This window comes from Chitinophagales bacterium (assembly GCA_041392475.1).
Taxonomy (GTDB): Bacteria; Bacteroidota; Bacteroidia; order Chitinophagales; family UBA2359; genus JAUHXA01.
The window spans coordinates 2,106,768-2,121,472 of sequence record JAWKLZ010000002.1; the positions used below are offsets into that span (position 1 = coordinate 2,106,768).

General features: G+C 38.9%; 18 protein-coding genes. 10 read left to right on the plus strand and 8 right to left on the minus strand.

All coding sequences use genetic code 11. The annotated features are described in order from the left end of the window. Positions 1 to 3 precede the first annotated feature (3 nt). A complete protein-coding gene (gene folP, locus R3E32_21835; GenBank protein ID MEZ4887388.1) occupies positions 4 to 867 on the minus strand; it encodes a dihydropteroate synthase in 864 nt (287 codons plus the stop codon). A gap of 141 nt (positions 868 to 1,008) precedes the next feature. On the opposite strand from folP, the gene R3E32_21840 reads away from it, so the two are divergent. The 5 genes from R3E32_21840 (at position 1,009) to xseB (ending at position 4,604) form a co-directional block, all read left to right on the plus strand. Then, positions 1,009 to 2,406: a hypothetical protein gene (locus R3E32_21840; protein ID MEZ4887389.1), complete on the plus strand. Its 1,398-nt coding sequence runs from the start codon at positions 1,009 to 1,011 to the stop codon at positions 2,404 to 2,406. 86 nt (positions 2,407 to 2,492) lie between these two features. Continuing rightward, positions 2,493 to 2,669: a four helix bundle protein gene (locus R3E32_21845; protein MEZ4887390.1), complete on the plus strand. Its 177-nt coding sequence runs from the start codon at positions 2,493 to 2,495 to the stop codon at positions 2,667 to 2,669. Between the two features lie 62 nt (positions 2,670 to 2,731). Then, positions 2,732 to 3,949, plus strand: a complete 1,218-nt coding sequence (locus R3E32_21850; GenBank protein ID MEZ4887391.1) for an exonuclease SbcCD subunit D C-terminal domain-containing protein — start codon at positions 2,732 to 2,734, stop codon at positions 3,947 to 3,949. Positions 3,950 to 3,992: 43 nt separating this feature from the next. Further along, positions 3,993 to 4,409 carry a PaaI family thioesterase gene (locus R3E32_21855; protein MEZ4887392.1) on the plus strand — a complete coding sequence of 139 codons (417 nt, stop codon included), beginning with the start codon at positions 3,993 to 3,995 and terminating at the stop codon, positions 4,407 to 4,409. A 6-nt stretch (positions 4,410 to 4,415) separates the two neighbouring features. Then, positions 4,416 to 4,604 carry an exodeoxyribonuclease VII small subunit gene (xseB, locus tag R3E32_21860; protein MEZ4887393.1) on the plus strand — a complete coding sequence of 63 codons (189 nt, stop codon included), beginning with the start codon at positions 4,416 to 4,418 and terminating at the stop codon, positions 4,602 to 4,604. A 12-nt stretch (positions 4,605 to 4,616) separates the two neighbouring features. Here xseB and R3E32_21865 read toward each other — a convergent pair whose 3' ends face one another. Then, entirely contained in the window at positions 4,617 to 4,856 is a 240-nt protein-coding gene (locus tag R3E32_21865; GenBank protein ID MEZ4887394.1) for a GlsB/YeaQ/YmgE family stress response membrane protein, read from the minus strand. 99 nt (positions 4,857 to 4,955) lie between these two features. Then, positions 4,956 to 5,207 (minus strand): GlsB/YeaQ/YmgE family stress response membrane protein, encoded by a 252-nt coding sequence (locus R3E32_21870; protein MEZ4887395.1) that lies wholly within the window; start codon positions 5,205 to 5,207, stop codon positions 4,956 to 4,958. A gap of 92 nt (positions 5,208 to 5,299) precedes the next feature. Between R3E32_21870 and R3E32_21875 the strand changes: the two genes are divergently transcribed. Both R3E32_21875 and R3E32_21880 read left to right on the plus strand, forming a co-directional pair. Beyond that, positions 5,300 to 7,408 carry a thioredoxin domain-containing protein gene (locus R3E32_21875; protein MEZ4887396.1) on the plus strand — a complete coding sequence of 703 codons (2,109 nt, stop codon included), beginning with the start codon at positions 5,300 to 5,302 and terminating at the stop codon, positions 7,406 to 7,408. A 94-nt stretch (positions 7,409 to 7,502) separates the two neighbouring features. Further along, positions 7,503 to 8,171 (plus strand): nitroreductase family protein, encoded by a 669-nt coding sequence (locus tag R3E32_21880; GenBank protein ID MEZ4887397.1) that lies wholly within the window; start codon positions 7,503 to 7,505, stop codon positions 8,169 to 8,171. Positions 8,172 to 8,235: 64 nt separating this feature from the next. Here the strand turns inward: R3E32_21880 and fabD are convergent, their stop codons facing one another. Together fabD and R3E32_21890 are read right to left on the minus strand one after the other, a co-directional pair. Continuing rightward, positions 8,236 to 9,111 (minus strand): ACP S-malonyltransferase, encoded by an 876-nt coding sequence (gene fabD, locus R3E32_21885; GenBank protein MEZ4887398.1) that lies wholly within the window; start codon positions 9,109 to 9,111, stop codon positions 8,236 to 8,238. A gap of 42 nt (positions 9,112 to 9,153) precedes the next feature. Continuing rightward, complete coding sequence (locus R3E32_21890) at positions 9,154 to 9,567, minus strand: 6-carboxytetrahydropterin synthase (GenBank protein MEZ4887399.1); 414 nt, start codon at positions 9,565 to 9,567, stop codon at positions 9,154 to 9,156. A 156-nt stretch (positions 9,568 to 9,723) separates the two neighbouring features. On the opposite strand from R3E32_21890, the gene mqnB reads away from it, so the two are divergent. From mqnB to R3E32_21905, 3 genes are all read left to right on the plus strand, one after another. Then, positions 9,724 to 10,401 carry a futalosine hydrolase gene (gene mqnB, locus R3E32_21895; protein ID MEZ4887400.1) on the plus strand — a complete coding sequence of 226 codons (678 nt, stop codon included), beginning with the start codon at positions 9,724 to 9,726 and terminating at the stop codon, positions 10,399 to 10,401. A gap of 70 nt (positions 10,402 to 10,471) precedes the next feature. Further along, positions 10,472 to 11,308 carry a 1,4-dihydroxy-6-naphthoate synthase gene (locus tag R3E32_21900; protein MEZ4887401.1) on the plus strand — a complete coding sequence of 279 codons (837 nt, stop codon included), beginning with the start codon at positions 10,472 to 10,474 and terminating at the stop codon, positions 11,306 to 11,308. A 237-nt stretch (positions 11,309 to 11,545) separates the two neighbouring features. Next, positions 11,546 to 12,313 carry a murein L,D-transpeptidase catalytic domain family protein gene (locus R3E32_21905; protein ID MEZ4887402.1) on the plus strand — a complete coding sequence of 256 codons (768 nt, stop codon included), beginning with the start codon at positions 11,546 to 11,548 and terminating at the stop codon, positions 12,311 to 12,313. A gap of 152 nt (positions 12,314 to 12,465) precedes the next feature. On the opposite strand, the gene R3E32_21910 is transcribed toward R3E32_21905, so the two are convergent. The 3 genes from R3E32_21910 to R3E32_21920 all read right to left on the minus strand — a co-directional run bounded on the left by R3E32_21910 (position 12,466) and on the right by R3E32_21920 (position 14,585). Further along, positions 12,466 to 12,861 (minus strand): CBS domain-containing protein, encoded by a 396-nt coding sequence (locus tag R3E32_21910; GenBank protein MEZ4887403.1) that lies wholly within the window; start codon positions 12,859 to 12,861, stop codon positions 12,466 to 12,468. 142 nt (positions 12,862 to 13,003) lie between these two features. Next, positions 13,004 to 13,834 (minus strand): SDR family NAD(P)-dependent oxidoreductase, encoded by an 831-nt coding sequence (locus R3E32_21915; protein MEZ4887404.1) that lies wholly within the window; start codon positions 13,832 to 13,834, stop codon positions 13,004 to 13,006. A 145-nt stretch (positions 13,835 to 13,979) separates the two neighbouring features. Further along, positions 13,980 to 14,585 carry a Uma2 family endonuclease gene (locus R3E32_21920; protein MEZ4887405.1) on the minus strand — a complete coding sequence of 202 codons (606 nt, stop codon included), beginning with the start codon at positions 14,583 to 14,585 and terminating at the stop codon, positions 13,980 to 13,982. Positions 14,586 to 14,705 lie beyond the last annotated feature (120 nt).

The following is a 14,705-nucleotide window of genomic DNA, read 5'->3' on the forward strand; positions in this document are numbered from 1 at the left end:
TCTTTATTGTTCAAGCAGATATTCTACAATTTGCACCGCTTCCACTGCCTCCTTCACATCATGCACCCGCAAAATATTCGCCCCTTTCTGCAAAGCAATCACATTCACTGCCGTAGTGCCATTCAGAGCATTTGAAGGATTTATTTTCAGAAGTTTACAAACCATAGATTTGCGAGACATTCCCGCCAATAAAGGTAAGTCAAATAATCGAAAAGCGTCAAATTGCTGCAATATTTGATAGTTCTGTGAAAGCGTTTTTCCAAAACCAAAGCCAGGGTCAATAATAACATCCTTAATACCCGCTTGTTTCACCTGCTCAAGTTTAGCAATGAAAAAATCCACTATCTCTTGCACAACATTTCCGTATGAAGGATTGATTTGCATATCTTTAGGCTTACCTTGAATATGCATCAAGATATAGGGAACACCCAACATCCCAACTGTAGAAAGCAAATCAACATCCAAATCACCTGCCGAAATATCGTTGACCATACTTGCCCCCACTTCAATGGCTTCCTTCACCACTTTCGCACGAATCGTATCAACAGAAACAATTGTATCGGGAAATTCTTTTACAATCGCTTCAATCACAGGAATCACTCGCTTCAATTCCTCATTCACTTCAATAATATCAGCACCAGGTCTTGACGACATCCCACCTACATCAATAATAGCAGCCCCTTCTTGCAGCATTTTTTCTACCTGCTTCAAAATGAGTATTTGCTGAGTATATTGTCCACCATCATAGAACGAATCAGGAGTAACATTGAGTACGCCCATTACTTTTGGTGTACTCAAATCCAATAACTTCCCTCGGCAGTTTATCAGCCAATTGGTTTCAAAAACCGTATTTTTTGAAGTATGCATCAATATTTGAACTAAGTTTTTAGTTTAAACAAAATTTAACTTACCTTTGCAACAATCACACATTTGATTTTGATTTCCATATTAATTTTTATTGCAGACTTATACTATATTTGTGTAGCAAAAATAAAAACAAATACTACCATGACCATATTTTCATTGATTGGCTTGATTGCCCTTTTAGCAGTAGGCGTAACCATTCTTACGGGACTACTCAAAAAGCCTGAAAACTGGCTGATACACTATTTACGCAATTTCTTAGGAACGTTCTTTGTATTTTCGGGAGTAGTGAAGGCCATAGACCCAACAGGAACTGCCATCAAAATGGAAGATTACTTCAATGTATTTACAGAACATTTCTCGCTATTTACAGGTTTATGGGAATTTCTAATCTCCATTGCATTGCCATTATCGGTTTTTATGATTGTCCTAGAAATTGTATTGGGGGTTTCTCTCATTCTAGGAACCTTCAAAAAACCAACCTTGTGGCTCTATATAGGATTGACCCTATTCTTCACAGTACTTACAGGCTTCACCTACCTCACAGGATATGTGCCCAAGGATGCTACTTTTTTCCAGTTCGCACAGTGGGAAGGCTTCAAAGAATCCAATATGCGGGTAACAGACTGCGGTTGTTTCGGTGATTTTGTCAAACTCAAACCTTACGAATCATTCTTGAAAGACGTGGCTCTAACAGGTTTGATTTTTTTAATGCTTTTCTTATCGAAGCACATTACATTGGTTTTCAATAAAAAAATCTCATGGATTCTTTTAGGTGTATTGGGAGTAGCAGCATTTGCTTTCAGTATGAGAAATGTAAACAACCTGCCGATTGTCGACTTTAGAGCCTACAAAATAGGTGCGAATTTGATAGACGGACGAAACGACGGAATCCCGCCAGAAGTACAAACCATGTACACGCTGACCAAAGAAGGCACGGGAGAGGTGAAAAAAATCGAGAGTAAGGAGTATATAGACAGTGGCATCTGGAAAGATAAGACTTGGGTGATGGACAACGACAAAACCGAACAAGTAACCATCAAAGAAGGTAAAATGCCTACTATCAAAGACTTCATGATTTATGACGATGCAGAGAATGAAGTAGCAGATGCCATCGTAAACCGCCCAGGATTTACCCTTTTCGTAGCCGCCTACAATGTCGAAAAATCGAATCTGGAGAAAGGTTTTGTAAAGGTAAATCAGGTGATGAAAGAAGCCACAAAAGACAATATACCTATTATTGGTTTGACCGCTTCAGCGATAGATTATGCCCAAAAATTCACAGACAATATTTATAAATTCTATAACTTGGATGCTGTACCCATCAAAACTATGATTCGCTCAAACCCAGGTGTAGTCCTAATTAAGGATGGAATCGTAGTAGATAAATGGCACTTCAATCAACTTCCCAATTGGAGCGAAATCGTAGCCAAACACAACATCACCAAACAAGATCCGCCACAAGATTTGATTCAAGAAGATGAGGAAATAATAGATGAAGAGATGATGGAGGAAGAAATGGAAGGAGATGGAGATGAATAAAATCTAATGTCTGTATGGTTATATTGCTAAATGGTTAATTAGCTGAAGTATTTTTGATGAAAACCAATATTTAACTTTGAATAAAATTGAAGCATAAAATCGTAATAAAGCAGAATAATTTTGCTCAATGGACAGTTGGGAAACAATATGTAACCGCAGTTTATTCTATCTCTGCAAATATTGCAGAAGGATTTGGTCGTTATCACAAAAAAGATAAAATCAAATTTTATCGTTATATGACAGGTTCTTTACACGAAACATAAAATAGTAATACCATCTAACTGTACAACCATTCAACAATATAGCCATAAAACAATATAGAAACATGAAAATCCTCCACACAGCCGATTGGCATTTAGGGCAGCGATTGTGCGACTTTGACCGACAAGCAGAACACGACCATTTTCTGCAATGGCTGCTGGAAACCTTGAAGGAAGAGCAAGTAGATGCCTTAATCGTGGCAGGAGATGTATTTGATGTTCACAATCCTCCAAATTATGCTCGAAAACAATATTACAGTTTTCTGAGAAAAGCCATGCGCTACTGCAACAACATCATCATCACAGGTGGAAACCATGATTCTCCCCGCAATTTGGATGCACCCAAAGAACTATTGAAGTACCTGCAAATAAGTGTTGTAGGTGGAGTTCCTGAGGAATTGGAGGAAGAAGTCATTGAAGTGAAGGACGAAGAGGGGAATGTGGTGGGCATTGTGGCAGCTGTTCCTTTTTTGCAGGAAAGAGACATACGTAAAGCCGTTGCAGGAGAAAGCTATGAAGAACGGGTAGAACGCACCCAAAAAGGGATTTTCAACCATTACCAAACCATAGCTGAATACATCGCTGCAAAATATGATGCTTCAAAATTACCCATCATTGCCACTGGACACTTATTTGCAGCAGGGAGTATCACTTCCGAAAGCGAAAAAGACATTCACATCGGCAATCAAGGCAAAGTAACTGCCGAAACTTTTTCCGAGATGTTTGATTATGTGGCATTGGGGCATATTCACAAGCCGCAAAAGGTGAACAAATTGGAGCATATCCGTTATTGCGGCTCACCGATTCCATTGAGTTTCACAGAACATAAAGACGACAAACAAGTTCTTTTGGTGAATTTTGAAGGAGGAAAGTTAGATGAAATTCGCATTTTGCCAATTCCCAATTACCGCAAGTTATTGCGGGTGAAGGGAGATATCGAAAAGGTGATAGCGCATTTGTTGGCCTTAGAAAGTTTTGAAGGAAAGCCCACAACATGGTTGGAAGTGCAGGTGGAACTGGAAGTTTTTGAAGCGGATTTGGAACATCAGGTTCGGCAATTGGTGGCGGACAAAAATGCGGAGGTGCTGATTACCCGCACTGAATACAAATACCGTTCAACGGGTTTGGACGAAGAATTGGGCAATGTGAGTTTGGATGATTTGAAACCAATGGAAGTATTTTTGAAGCGTTGCGACAGTCGGAATGTAGGAGAGGAGCAGCAAAAAGAATTGGTGAACACATTCAATGAATTGTTGGAATGGATGGAGGAGGAGAAAGATTGATATTGAACTTCAATGGTAAAGATTAAAACAACTTCAAAAAAATATGTTCAACAACAACCTAAGCCCTACTCACTTCAATGAAAAAGGCCAAGGTACTTTTCCTGGCTTATTAGGAATTACCATTGTCCACATGGAAGAAGGCAAAACGATTGGTGAAATGCCTGTCAAAAAAGAACTTTTTGCGCCCAATGGGTTTTTACATGCGGGAAGTGTTGTGACCTTTGCAGATACAATCGCAGGTTATTCTACGGTTTCACATTTGCCCGAAAAAGCAAAATCTTTTACAACCATCGAACTCAAAAGTAACTTTATGGGAACAGCCCGAGAAGGTATTTTGGAATGTGAAAGTTTTGCAGAGCATTTGGGACAAACTACGCATGTTTGGCGAGTCGTTGTCAAGCACAAAGAAAGTCAAAAACAGATTGCTATTTTTTCCTGTACCCAATTGATTTTATACTAACCAAATATGACAACTTACAATCAATCCCTTACCGAACTCCAACAAATCGTAGCCGACCTCGAAAACGAAGCCATCGGAGTAGATGAACTATCCGAAAAGGTAAAAAGAGCTTCCGAGCTGATTCAGTTTTGTCAGCAGAAACTGAGGAGTACAGAAGCTGCAATTGGAGAAACTCTGGGCAATCAGCAAGAATAGAAGATGAGTGTTTTATCGTATTTTCGCTGCAATGAATAACAAAATCACCGCTCCAAAAGTAGCACTCAAGATTTGACCCAGTAGTTTGCTAGCATGAATACCGACCAAATCCAAAACAATGTTTCCTATATACGCACCTGCTACTCCCAAAATGACCGTCCAAACCAAACTCATGCTGCGGCCTTTCATCAGTTGATTTGCCAACCAACCCGCCACAGCTCCTACAATCAATAAAATAATCAGTTGCTCCATTTTGTTTGTTTTTGAAGGAGAATGAAATGGTAAAACAATCGTTTCTGCTGACATTTATTTGCTCATCATATTAATGGTGAGAACTTTATAACCCGTTTCCTATTTCTTACTCGCAGCTTTGATTTTGGGTATCAAATACAACAACAATACCGCCCCAAAAGTAGCACTGATAATTTTTCCAATAAGGTGAGTTGCGCTAAAACCTACGATTCCCAAGACGATACTACCAATAAAAGCACCACCAATACCCAAAAGCAAGTTCCAGCCTAAGCCCATACTTGCACCTTTCATCCAAAGATTTGCGAGCCACCCAGCGACAGCACCTACGATAAGCAATACGATAATGTTCATTTTCTAAGTATTTTGATTAGATAAAAAATATGTTTGTCAATCCCTACAACAGAAAATTCTAACTTAGCGTTCCCAAACAAAAGTTAAAAACGATGTCTCAAAAATTAACACTTTATATCATAACTTGTTTTTTGTTTTTTTCCTGCAAAGCCCAAAAACAAGGCGACAACACCCATTCTGACCACAAATACACCAACCACCTCATCAACCAAAGTAGCCCCTATTTGCTGCAACATGCCCACAACCCAGTGGATTGGTTTCCGTGGGGAGAAGAAGCATTGGCAAAGGCAAAAGCTGAGAACAAACCGATGATTATCAGTGTGGGATATGCTGCCTGTCATTGGTGTCATGTGATGGAACACGAATCTTTTGAAGATACCTTGGTGGCCCGCAAAATGAACGAAAACTTTGTGTGTATCAAAGTCGATAGAGAAGAACGCCCCGATGTGGACCAAATTTATATGAACGCTGCTTATATGATAAATGGCAGTGGAGGTTGGCCCTTGAATGCAATTGCCTTGCCCGATAGTCGCCCTATTTTTGCAGGAACCTATTTTCCAAAGGACAATTGGGTGAAAATCTTGGACTATTTTGCGGACAACTTCAAAAACAATTTAGCAGAACTAGAGGCACAAGCAGACAAAATCACCGAAGGCATTCAACAAATCGAAATGGTGCCTTTCCAACCCGAACCTGCTACGTTTGCAGCCGAAGACCTCAATACCATTTTTACCTCTTGGAAACCCCTATTGGATTTTGAGCAAGGTGGAAGAACCACCAAGTCCAATAAATTTCCGATGCCATCTAATTGGGCATATTTGCTTCGCTACCATAGCCTTTTTGGAAATGAAAACGCATTGAAGTCGGTGAATGTCACCCTTGAAAAAATGGCAAATGGCGGAATTTACGACCACCTTGGAGGAGGTTTTGCACGTTATTCAACAGACCCCGATTGGCACGTTCCCCATTTTGAGAAAATGCTTTACGACAATGGACAGTTGGTGAGTTTGTACTCCGAAGCCTATCAATACGCACCCAATCCGCTCTACAAAAAGACGGTCTATGAAACACTGGAGTTTGTCAAACGAGAATTAACCTCGCCTGAAGGGGGCTTTTATTCTTCATTAGATGCAGACAGTGAAGGCGAAGAAGGCAAATTTTATGTGTGGACAAAAGCGGAAATAGACTCTATTTTGGGCAAACAAGATGCGGTTATCTTCAATGCTTACTACAATGTGACTTCACAGGGCAATTGGGAAGAACACAAAAATGTGTTGCGGGTATTGAAGGAAAAAGAGTTCATGGCTTCAAAATTGGCGATTCCTTTGGCGCAATTGAATCAAGTGATTGATGATTCCAAAGTCAAATTGATGGCGGCTCGTGACAAAAAAGTGCGTCCGCCTTTGGATGACAAAATTTTGACGGGATGGAATGCCTTGATGTTGAAGGGCTATGTAGATGCCTACCGAGTTTTTGGAGAACAAGCGTTTTTGGATGTGGCTTTGAAGAACGCCAATTTTTTACTGCAAAATGCCCTGCAAAGTGATGGGAGCCTCCATCGAAACTACAAAGAAGGAAAGTCTTCTATCAATGCTTTTTTAGACGATTATTCCTTACTCATTGAAGCCTTTGTGAGTCTGTACCAAGCGACTTTTGATGAACAATGGCTCTACAAATCCAAAGACCTTGCGGATTATGCCATTGCACATTTCCACGACGATAATTCCAAAATGTTCTTTTACACTTCTGACCAGGATGCAGCTTTGATTGCTCGAAAGATGGAGATTACCGACAATGTGATTCCAAGTTCCAATTCTTCTATGGCAAAAGCCTTGTTTTATTTGGGTACTTACTTCAACAACGAAGACTACTTGAAAATGTCGGAGCAGATGTTGACAAATGTGAAAGAGGATGTAAAAACGCAAGCTCCTTTCTACTCCAATTGGGCGATTTTGATGACATATTTCGTCAAGACACCTTATGAAGTGGCTATCGTGGGGCCTGATTTCGCTGCAAAACGTGCGGAAATGGATCAACATTTTCTACCAAACGCTTTTTTATTGGGTGGCAATTCGGAAGGTACTTTGGAACTGCTCAAAAGTAAATTGGTAGAAGGACAAAACCGCATTTATGTCTGTCAAAACAAAGTGTGTAAATTCCCTGTGGAAGAGGTAAGCAAGGCGGTGGAGTTAATGGAATAGGGCTTACTTCAATGTCTTGATTAAGAAACAAATCTGAGAAAACAAACTTGGATTTTTTTAGAAATTTTACCAATATTGAGCAAAAAAGCAATCAATGAATTCCAATCAATTTACCCCCTACAACCGAGATACCTACGAAGCCGAAGAAATGACTCAAAGGAGCCGAGAATTTAGAAATTGGCTGGACAAGAGGCGGACAGTTAGGACTTTTTCGGACAAAGCTGTGCCAAAAGAAGTGATGGAAAATATCATTATGAGTGCATCTTCGGCACCTTCTGGCGCACACAAACAGCCGTGGACATTTTGTGTAATCGGCAATGCCGAACTCAAAAGTACCATCCGAAAAGCGGCAGAAGAGGAAGAATACACCAACTATCATGGGCGAATGTCGGAAGAATGGCTCGAAGATTTACAGGTATTTGATACCGATTGGCACAAGCCTTTCATTGAAGTAGCACCGTGGGTAATCGTGGTTTTTAGGAAAATATATGATGTAGATGAAGAGGGAAACCGTAAAACCAATTATTATGTGACTGAATCGGTGGGTATTGCGACAGGTTTTTTACTGACTGCCATTCATCAAGCAGGGCTTGTAGCATTGACACACACGCCGAGTCCGATGAATTTTTTGGGAGAGATATTGAAGCGACCCAAAAACGAGAAGCCTTTTTTATTGATTCCTGTGGGTTATCCTGCCGAGAATACGCAGGTGCCAGATTTGAAGCGAAAGGAGTTGGAGGAAGTGAGTATGTTTTTTGAATAACACAAAAACAAAAGGCCACTATTTATGTAAAATAGTGGCCTTTTGGGTTATTGATTTTATTTCATTAAAGCACCTCGGCTACAATACGGTCATTGATTTGTTTCACCATTTTGGTCAAAACAGGTCTTGGCCCTACTTCAATAAACATACGTGCGCCGTCTTCCACCATATTTTCAATGGTTTGTGTCCACCTTACAGGAGATGTTAGGTGTGCAATTAAGTTGGCTTTGATTTCTTCGGGGTCTTGCGTTGCTGTTCCTGTAACATTTTGATAGACAGGACAAGGAGGCTCTCTGAAAGTTGTTTCTTCAATCGCCTTAGCCAGTTCCACTTTTGCAGATTCCATCAAAGGAGAATGAAATGCGCCACCTACTTTCAATTTCAATACATTTCGAGCACCTGCTTCCTTGAGTCTTTCAGAAGCAATTTCAATGCCTCTTAAGGTTCCAGAAATGACCAACTGACCAGGATGGTTGTAGTTTGCAGGTACGACCACTTCTTCTTCAATGCTTGCACAAATACTTTCAATAATTGAATCTTCCAATCCAAGTACAGCAGCCATTGTAGAAGGATTCGCTTCACAGGCAGCTTGCATCAATTCCGCACGTCTGGCAACCAAACGAAGTGCATCGGCATATTTGATAGCCCGAATAGCAGACAAAGCAGAAAATTCTCCAAGAGAATGACCTGCTACCATATCGGGTTTGAAATCACGGGTAACACGGGCTTTTATCACGGAGTAAACAAATACTGCGGGCTGAGTAATTTTTGTTTGTTGCAACTCTTGTTTTGTGCCATCCATCATGATTTTACTCAACTTGAAGCCGAGAATATCATCGGCTATTTCCAAGTATTCCATAGATGTCTCGGAAAGAGAGCAGAGGGTTTTGCCCATACCTACTGTCTGTGAACCCTGTCCTGTAAAGATAAACGCATTCATCGTAATTGTAATTATTTAAAGGTTTCCAGAATTGTAATTGTCTTAATCACCATAGTATTCTACGTAAATATTTTCCGTTTCGGTGAGCTTTACGCAATGTAATTGACAGTCGTTTGCTTCAATGTGAGGTGCTAATTCTCGCCAGATTGCTATTGCAAAATTTTCGGTAGAAGGAATCACTCCCTGCAAAAAATCTACATCTAAGTTGAGGTTTCGGTGATCTACCTTCTCAATAACGTATTCACGTATGATTGTACTCAGTGTTTTTACATTGATAATGAAACCTGTATCAGGATTCGGGGTTCCTTTCACTGTTACAAACAAATGATAGTTGTGACCATGCCAATTTTCATTCGCACATTTGCCAAAAACAGCATCATTTGTTGCTTGATCCCAATTGGGATTATACAGTTTATGAGCCGAATTGAATCGTTCCCTTCTCGTCAGATAAACCATATCATTGATTCTTTGTGCAAAGATAGTAATATTCAGTGCGAAATAATTGGTATGTTGTGCAATAATAACTTACACTATCTTAAAAAAAGTCTAAGCAATGATGTAGAATAGGCTTCAATGTGCTTGGAAACAAACAATTTACAATCAATATTGGCAATGAAAATCTTATTTGTGGCTGCAACATACAATGAAATTGCTCCCTTCTTACAATCACTGGGTTTAACGCAAAAAGAGGAACAAAGTTTTTACGAATTTCTCTATCGTCATTTTCATATAGATATCCTTATTACAGGAGTTGGGATTGCACACACCGCATTTCACCTCGGACGCTTATTGGCACAAAAAACGTATGACTTGGCCGTCAATGTTGGTATTGCAGGTAGTTTTGACCATCAAATCAAAATTGGGCAAATTGTTTGTGTTCAATCTCAAGTTTTTGGTGATATAGGAGCAGAAGACGGTGAAAGGTTTATTCCTTTGTCAGAGATGGCGTTTTTTGATAAAAACCAATTTCCATATCAAAATGGTAGATTGTTCAGTTCCTACAACACTATTTTTCCAACGCTGCGAAATTTAAAAACGGCATCTTCCATTACTGTCAATAAAGTATTGGGAAGTGAAAGTTCTATTTTTGATGCAAAAAAATTATTTCACCCCCAGATTGAAAGCATGGAAGGTGCTGCATTCTTCTACAGTTGCCTGATGTCTAAACAACCTTTTGTAGAACTACGTGCGATTTCTAACTTTGTGGAAGTACGCAATAAGTCAAAATGGAATATTCCTCTAGCGATTAAGAATTTAAATCAATTACTCATAGAAATCATAAAACTATGAGATGAACGGATTGTTAATGGTTCTTGTCACACAATCACACAATCACACAATCACACAATCACACAATCACATGAGAACATTATCATTAGGTTTTTCACCTTGTCCGAATGATACCTTTATATTTGATGCTTTGGTGAACGACAAAATAGACACCGAAGGCATTGACTTCAATTTTCACATTGCAGATGTTGCAGAGTTGAATAAAATGGCTTTTGAAGGGGCTTTAGATATTACAAAACTGAGTTATCATGCTTTGGGATACGTATTGGATAAATATGAATTACTCCATGCAGGGAGTGCCCTCGGCAACAATTGCGGCCCACTACTCATAGCTAAAGAAGAAATAGATTTGGGTAAAGTAACAGACCTAAAAATTGCCATTCCAGGAAAATTTACTACTGCGAATTTTCTATTGAGTTTGGCCTTTCCTACTGCAATGAACAAAGAAGAAATGCTTTTTTCCGAAATCGAAGATGCCGTATTGAAGGGTAGGGTAGATGCGGGCTTGATTATTCATGAGAATCGCTTTACTTATCAGGAAAAGGGCTTGAAAAAATTGATAGATTTGGGAGAATATTGGGAAACCGAAACCGAACTACCCATCCCATTGGGAGGAATCGTCATTAGGAGGTCATTGCCCGTAGCCATAAAAAGTAAAATAAATAACTTGGTCAAGAAGAGTGTAGAAAATGCAATGAAGAACCCCAATGACACGCTGCCCTATGTGAGTCAATATGCACAGGAAATGAACCACAAAGTTATGATGCAACACATTGATTTATATGTGAATGAATATAGTTTGAATTTGGGTGAAAAAGGACAAAAAGCCATTATACAATTGTTTCAGACTGCTCAAACCAAAAATATTATACCACAAATTAACCACTCTATATTTGTGCAAGTTTGAGCGTTAGATGAAATTGATTTTAAATAAAAAAAACGTTTGGCAAAATATTTGTCTATTTATTACCAGAATAATCGTTTGAATGATTATTTTTGTGGACAGCACAAACCAAATAAAGACTCCACAGCTTTATTTCAAAACTTCAACCCCTAATAAAAACCTTTAGAAGCATTACCACCAGTATCCATATTAAGGTTAATTATTGTCGTAAATCATCTAATTTTTAAACGAATGAATGGCTTGAAAAAAATTTTACGCATTGGGATTTTTGTTGTTTTAGTATCTATTCTTAGCAGTCTGCCCCACACTTCTCATCTCTCCAATTTAGGCAATGCAAACACTGCCAATTCGATTGAAGCACAACTAGTACAGTTTGAAGACTATGCAAAAGATACCTATGAAAAAGCAGGGCTCGAAGCAAAAGGACTAGACTTTTATGTGTTCAAATCAGGTGTGACAGGCTTCTACAATTTAATGAAACAAGGGCAAATCATGCCCCACAAAAGTATTGTTTCGATTATAGACTTCCGTAAACCTTCTTTTGAGAAGAGAATGTATATTGTAGATTTGAATCAGAAAAAATTGTTGAAGCAAACTTTTGTAGCTCATGGAAAAAACACAGGGTTGATTTATGCTACCAACTTCTCCAATGCACATAACTCACTGCAAAGTAGCCTTGGGTTTTACAAAACGGACAATCCCTATCAAGGCGATTTTGGATATTCACTAAGATTAGACGGAATGGAAGTCGACTTCAATGACCAAGCTCGTAGCCGAGCCATCGTATTACATGGAGCAGATTTTGTCGGACAATCATTTGTAAACAGATATGGCCGATGTGGAAGAAGTTATGGCTGTCCAGCAGTTCCATTAGAAGATACCTACAACATTATCAACACGATTAAAGGCGGTAACTGCTTATTCATTTACAAAGATGATTTGTATTACCTCAATGAATCTAAATTGCTCAATACCTACGAAGCAGCAAGTTTCTTTGCTCAAAAATAAGAGGGTAATTGGTGATAGAACAGATGCTACAATCGAACTATCAAGGTATAATATAATAGCACACAAAAAAGGCGAACCATATTTTTGAATATGGTTCGCCTTTTTTACTTTTGATTCTTTTCAGTTTTATCAAAATGAAATTTTTGGTTTGCTTACCTATTGACAGCAAACTCGTTTACTATATCTCTTGAAGTAAGAATACCTTGTAACTTCCCAGACCCATCCACAATAGGAAGTGCCTGAAATTTATGCGTTGCAAAAATAATCGCAGCATTCCCCAATGTTTCTTCAGGAGAGATAACAGTTGGGTTTGAAGTCATAATGTCTTCAATCTTTACTTCTTCATCTACATTATCAATATCTATTTTTTGATTAGGACGATAGATTAGGTTGCTTAAAGCATTCAGTACATCATGTGAACTAACAATGCCAATTAACTCATCATCGTCATTCATAATGGGTAGGTGGTGAATATTTTTGCTTAGAAACAATTGAAGGATTTCTGAAAAAGCATTGTTGGTTTTTGCATAAATCAACTTCCTTGTCATAAGTGAGGAAACTTTCGTATTTGCATTCATTGGAATAGGTCATTTATTATGAAAAAAAGAGTATTGAAAAAGCTAATTCCTTTACAAAAACTAACTCTTTACAATATGCGAAAATACCAAATAATCTTGGGAATAAGTAGTTTTATATCTCCAACTCCTTTTCAAATTCGCTGAAACGTTTCATAATCAACTTTCTAAAAGTATTGGGCATAAACCGCTTCAAAGCATAGAAAATCTTTGCCTCTCTAGGAAATACAATATTCAATTCCCCTTTTCCAGCTCTTGTCAAAATTTCAATTGCTGCTACTTGAGCAGTGACATTCGTTCGATTCAACAATTCCTTGCCCGTTTTGGTAGCCTGTTCTGTTCCACGAGCATACTGCATGATATTAGTTTTGATAAAAGTAGGCATTACCACCGACACATCAATATTATCGCCATCCAGTTCAATCGAAAGGGTCTCCGAAAGCGAACGAACGGCTGCCTTTGTCATATTGTAAGCCCCCATTTTGGGTGAAGAAGCAAACGCTGCTGCACTTGCAATGTTGATAATATGACCACTTTTTTGCCGTTTCATGGCAGGCACAAAAAGATAGCAACCATACAAAACCCCCATTTGATTGATGCCAATCATCCACCGCCAATTGTCCAGCGAATATTCGTCAATACCGCCACCATCGCCCACACCCGCATTGTTAATCAATACATCAATGCCCGAAGTTTTGGCCAAATAAGCATCTACTACCGATGTATATTGCTGTTCGTCAGCCACATCCAGTTGATAGGTCAAGGCCTTTCCTCCTGCATCCGTCACCGACTTTGCAGCCTGAGCCAAAGCTGTTTCATTGATGTCGCTCATGCCGATAGTCCAACCATCTTTTGCGAGCAGAAGACTCATTTCTTTGCCCAAGCCAGAGGCAGCACCTGTGATGAAAGCTCTTTTTGAAGAAAATTTTTTGGTTAATTGAAGCATTGAAATGAAAATTAAAATGAGAATAAAAATTTAGTGTGTTGTAAAAGAAGTAATTTGACATAAAGAAGAGCGCGTAGCCAAGCCTCTATTTGTAGAAAATAAATGAATGATAGAGCAATAAGAGCGTAGCTTCGGCACTAGAATTCTACAAATCCAATTTCAGTTGAGCATCTCCCGAAAAATTAATAAAAGCATAGATGTCCTTCAATTGCACTTCACAACCCATCGAATAAAAAGGAATACTTTTGTCTAAGCCAACAGCATTGGAAATGCGCCAAAGGCTTTCATCTTCTCGGAAGTATCCTTCAACAACAGGTTGGTCTTGCGAAACGAGTATGTATTCTTTGAAGGAAGGGAGTTTTTGATAGCACCGAAATTTCTTCCCTCTATCAAAAGCTTCTGTGCCTTTGGAAAGCACTTCAACAATTAAAGTTGGATTGGTAATGATGTCTTTTCGCCCTAAATGAAACTCAGCCTCCTCACAAATCGCCATTGCATCGGGGTAAAAACTCTTATTGACCCCTTCAATATAGACCTTCAAATCCCCATTTGCAGGACGGCATTTTCCACCTTGCTTCAATGATTCTTCTCGAATACAAGCGACAACATTACTTGTAATAGTGCTGTGGTCAAGAGTTCCACCCGACATTGCTTTTATAAAACCATCGTGGTATTCGTGTTTTTCTTCTGAATATTCTTCCATTTCCAAATATTCAAGTAGGCCATATTGTTTCAACGCTGGATCTGCCATGAGGTACGATTTGATAGAATTAGAAACTTTGTCTTATGAATAAATCACAAATCAAATATCGTTATTCATACATCATAAATTCTACAATGGATATAGGATGTATGATTTTTGAAGTTTGAT

What these genes read in the sequence shown, in the direction of transcription:
- R3E32_21855 (MEZ4887392.1), top strand. Translation starts at nt 3,993, where the DNA reads ATGTTCAACAACAACCTAAGCCCTACTCACTTCAATGAAAAAGGCCAA.
- fabD (MEZ4887398.1), bottom strand. Translation starts at nt 9,111, where the DNA reads ATGAATGCGTTTATCTTTACAGGACAGGGTTCACAGACAGTAGGTATG.
- R3E32_21880 (MEZ4887397.1), top strand. Translation starts at nt 7,503, where the DNA reads ATGAATTCCAATCAATTTACCCCCTACAACCGAGATACCTACGAAGCC.
- R3E32_21865 (MEZ4887394.1), bottom strand. Translation starts at nt 4,856, where the DNA reads ATGGAGCAACTGATTATTTTATTGATTGTAGGAGCTGTGGCGGGTTGG.
- xseB (MEZ4887393.1), top strand. Translation starts at nt 4,416, where the DNA reads ATGACAACTTACAATCAATCCCTTACCGAACTCCAACAAATCGTAGCC.
- R3E32_21915 (MEZ4887404.1), bottom strand. Translation starts at nt 13,834, where the DNA reads ATGCTTCAATTAACCAAAAAATTTTCTTCAAAAAGAGCTTTCATCACA.
- R3E32_21875 (MEZ4887396.1), top strand. Translation starts at nt 5,300, where the DNA reads ATGTCTCAAAAATTAACACTTTATATCATAACTTGTTTTTTGTTTTTT.
- R3E32_21900 (MEZ4887401.1), top strand. Translation starts at nt 10,472, where the DNA reads ATGAGAACATTATCATTAGGTTTTTCACCTTGTCCGAATGATACCTTT.
- R3E32_21840 (MEZ4887389.1), top strand. Translation starts at nt 1,009, where the DNA reads ATGACCATATTTTCATTGATTGGCTTGATTGCCCTTTTAGCAGTAGGC.
- R3E32_21850 (MEZ4887391.1), top strand. Translation starts at nt 2,732, where the DNA reads ATGAAAATCCTCCACACAGCCGATTGGCATTTAGGGCAGCGATTGTGC.
- R3E32_21910 (MEZ4887403.1), bottom strand. Translation starts at nt 12,861, where the DNA reads ATGACAAGGAAGTTGATTTATGCAAAAACCAACAATGCTTTTTCAGAA.
- R3E32_21870 (MEZ4887395.1), bottom strand. Translation starts at nt 5,207, where the DNA reads ATGAACATTATCGTATTGCTTATCGTAGGTGCTGTCGCTGGGTGGCTC.
- folP (MEZ4887388.1), bottom strand. Translation starts at nt 867, where the DNA reads ATGCATACTTCAAAAAATACGGTTTTTGAAACCAATTGGCTGATAAAC.
- mqnB (MEZ4887400.1), top strand. Translation starts at nt 9,724, where the DNA reads ATGAAAATCTTATTTGTGGCTGCAACATACAATGAAATTGCTCCCTTC.
- R3E32_21920 (MEZ4887405.1), bottom strand. Translation starts at nt 14,585, where the DNA reads ATGGCAGATCCAGCGTTGAAACAATATGGCCTACTTGAATATTTGGAA.
- R3E32_21890 (MEZ4887399.1), bottom strand. Translation starts at nt 9,567, where the DNA reads ATGGTTTATCTGACGAGAAGGGAACGATTCAATTCGGCTCATAAACTG.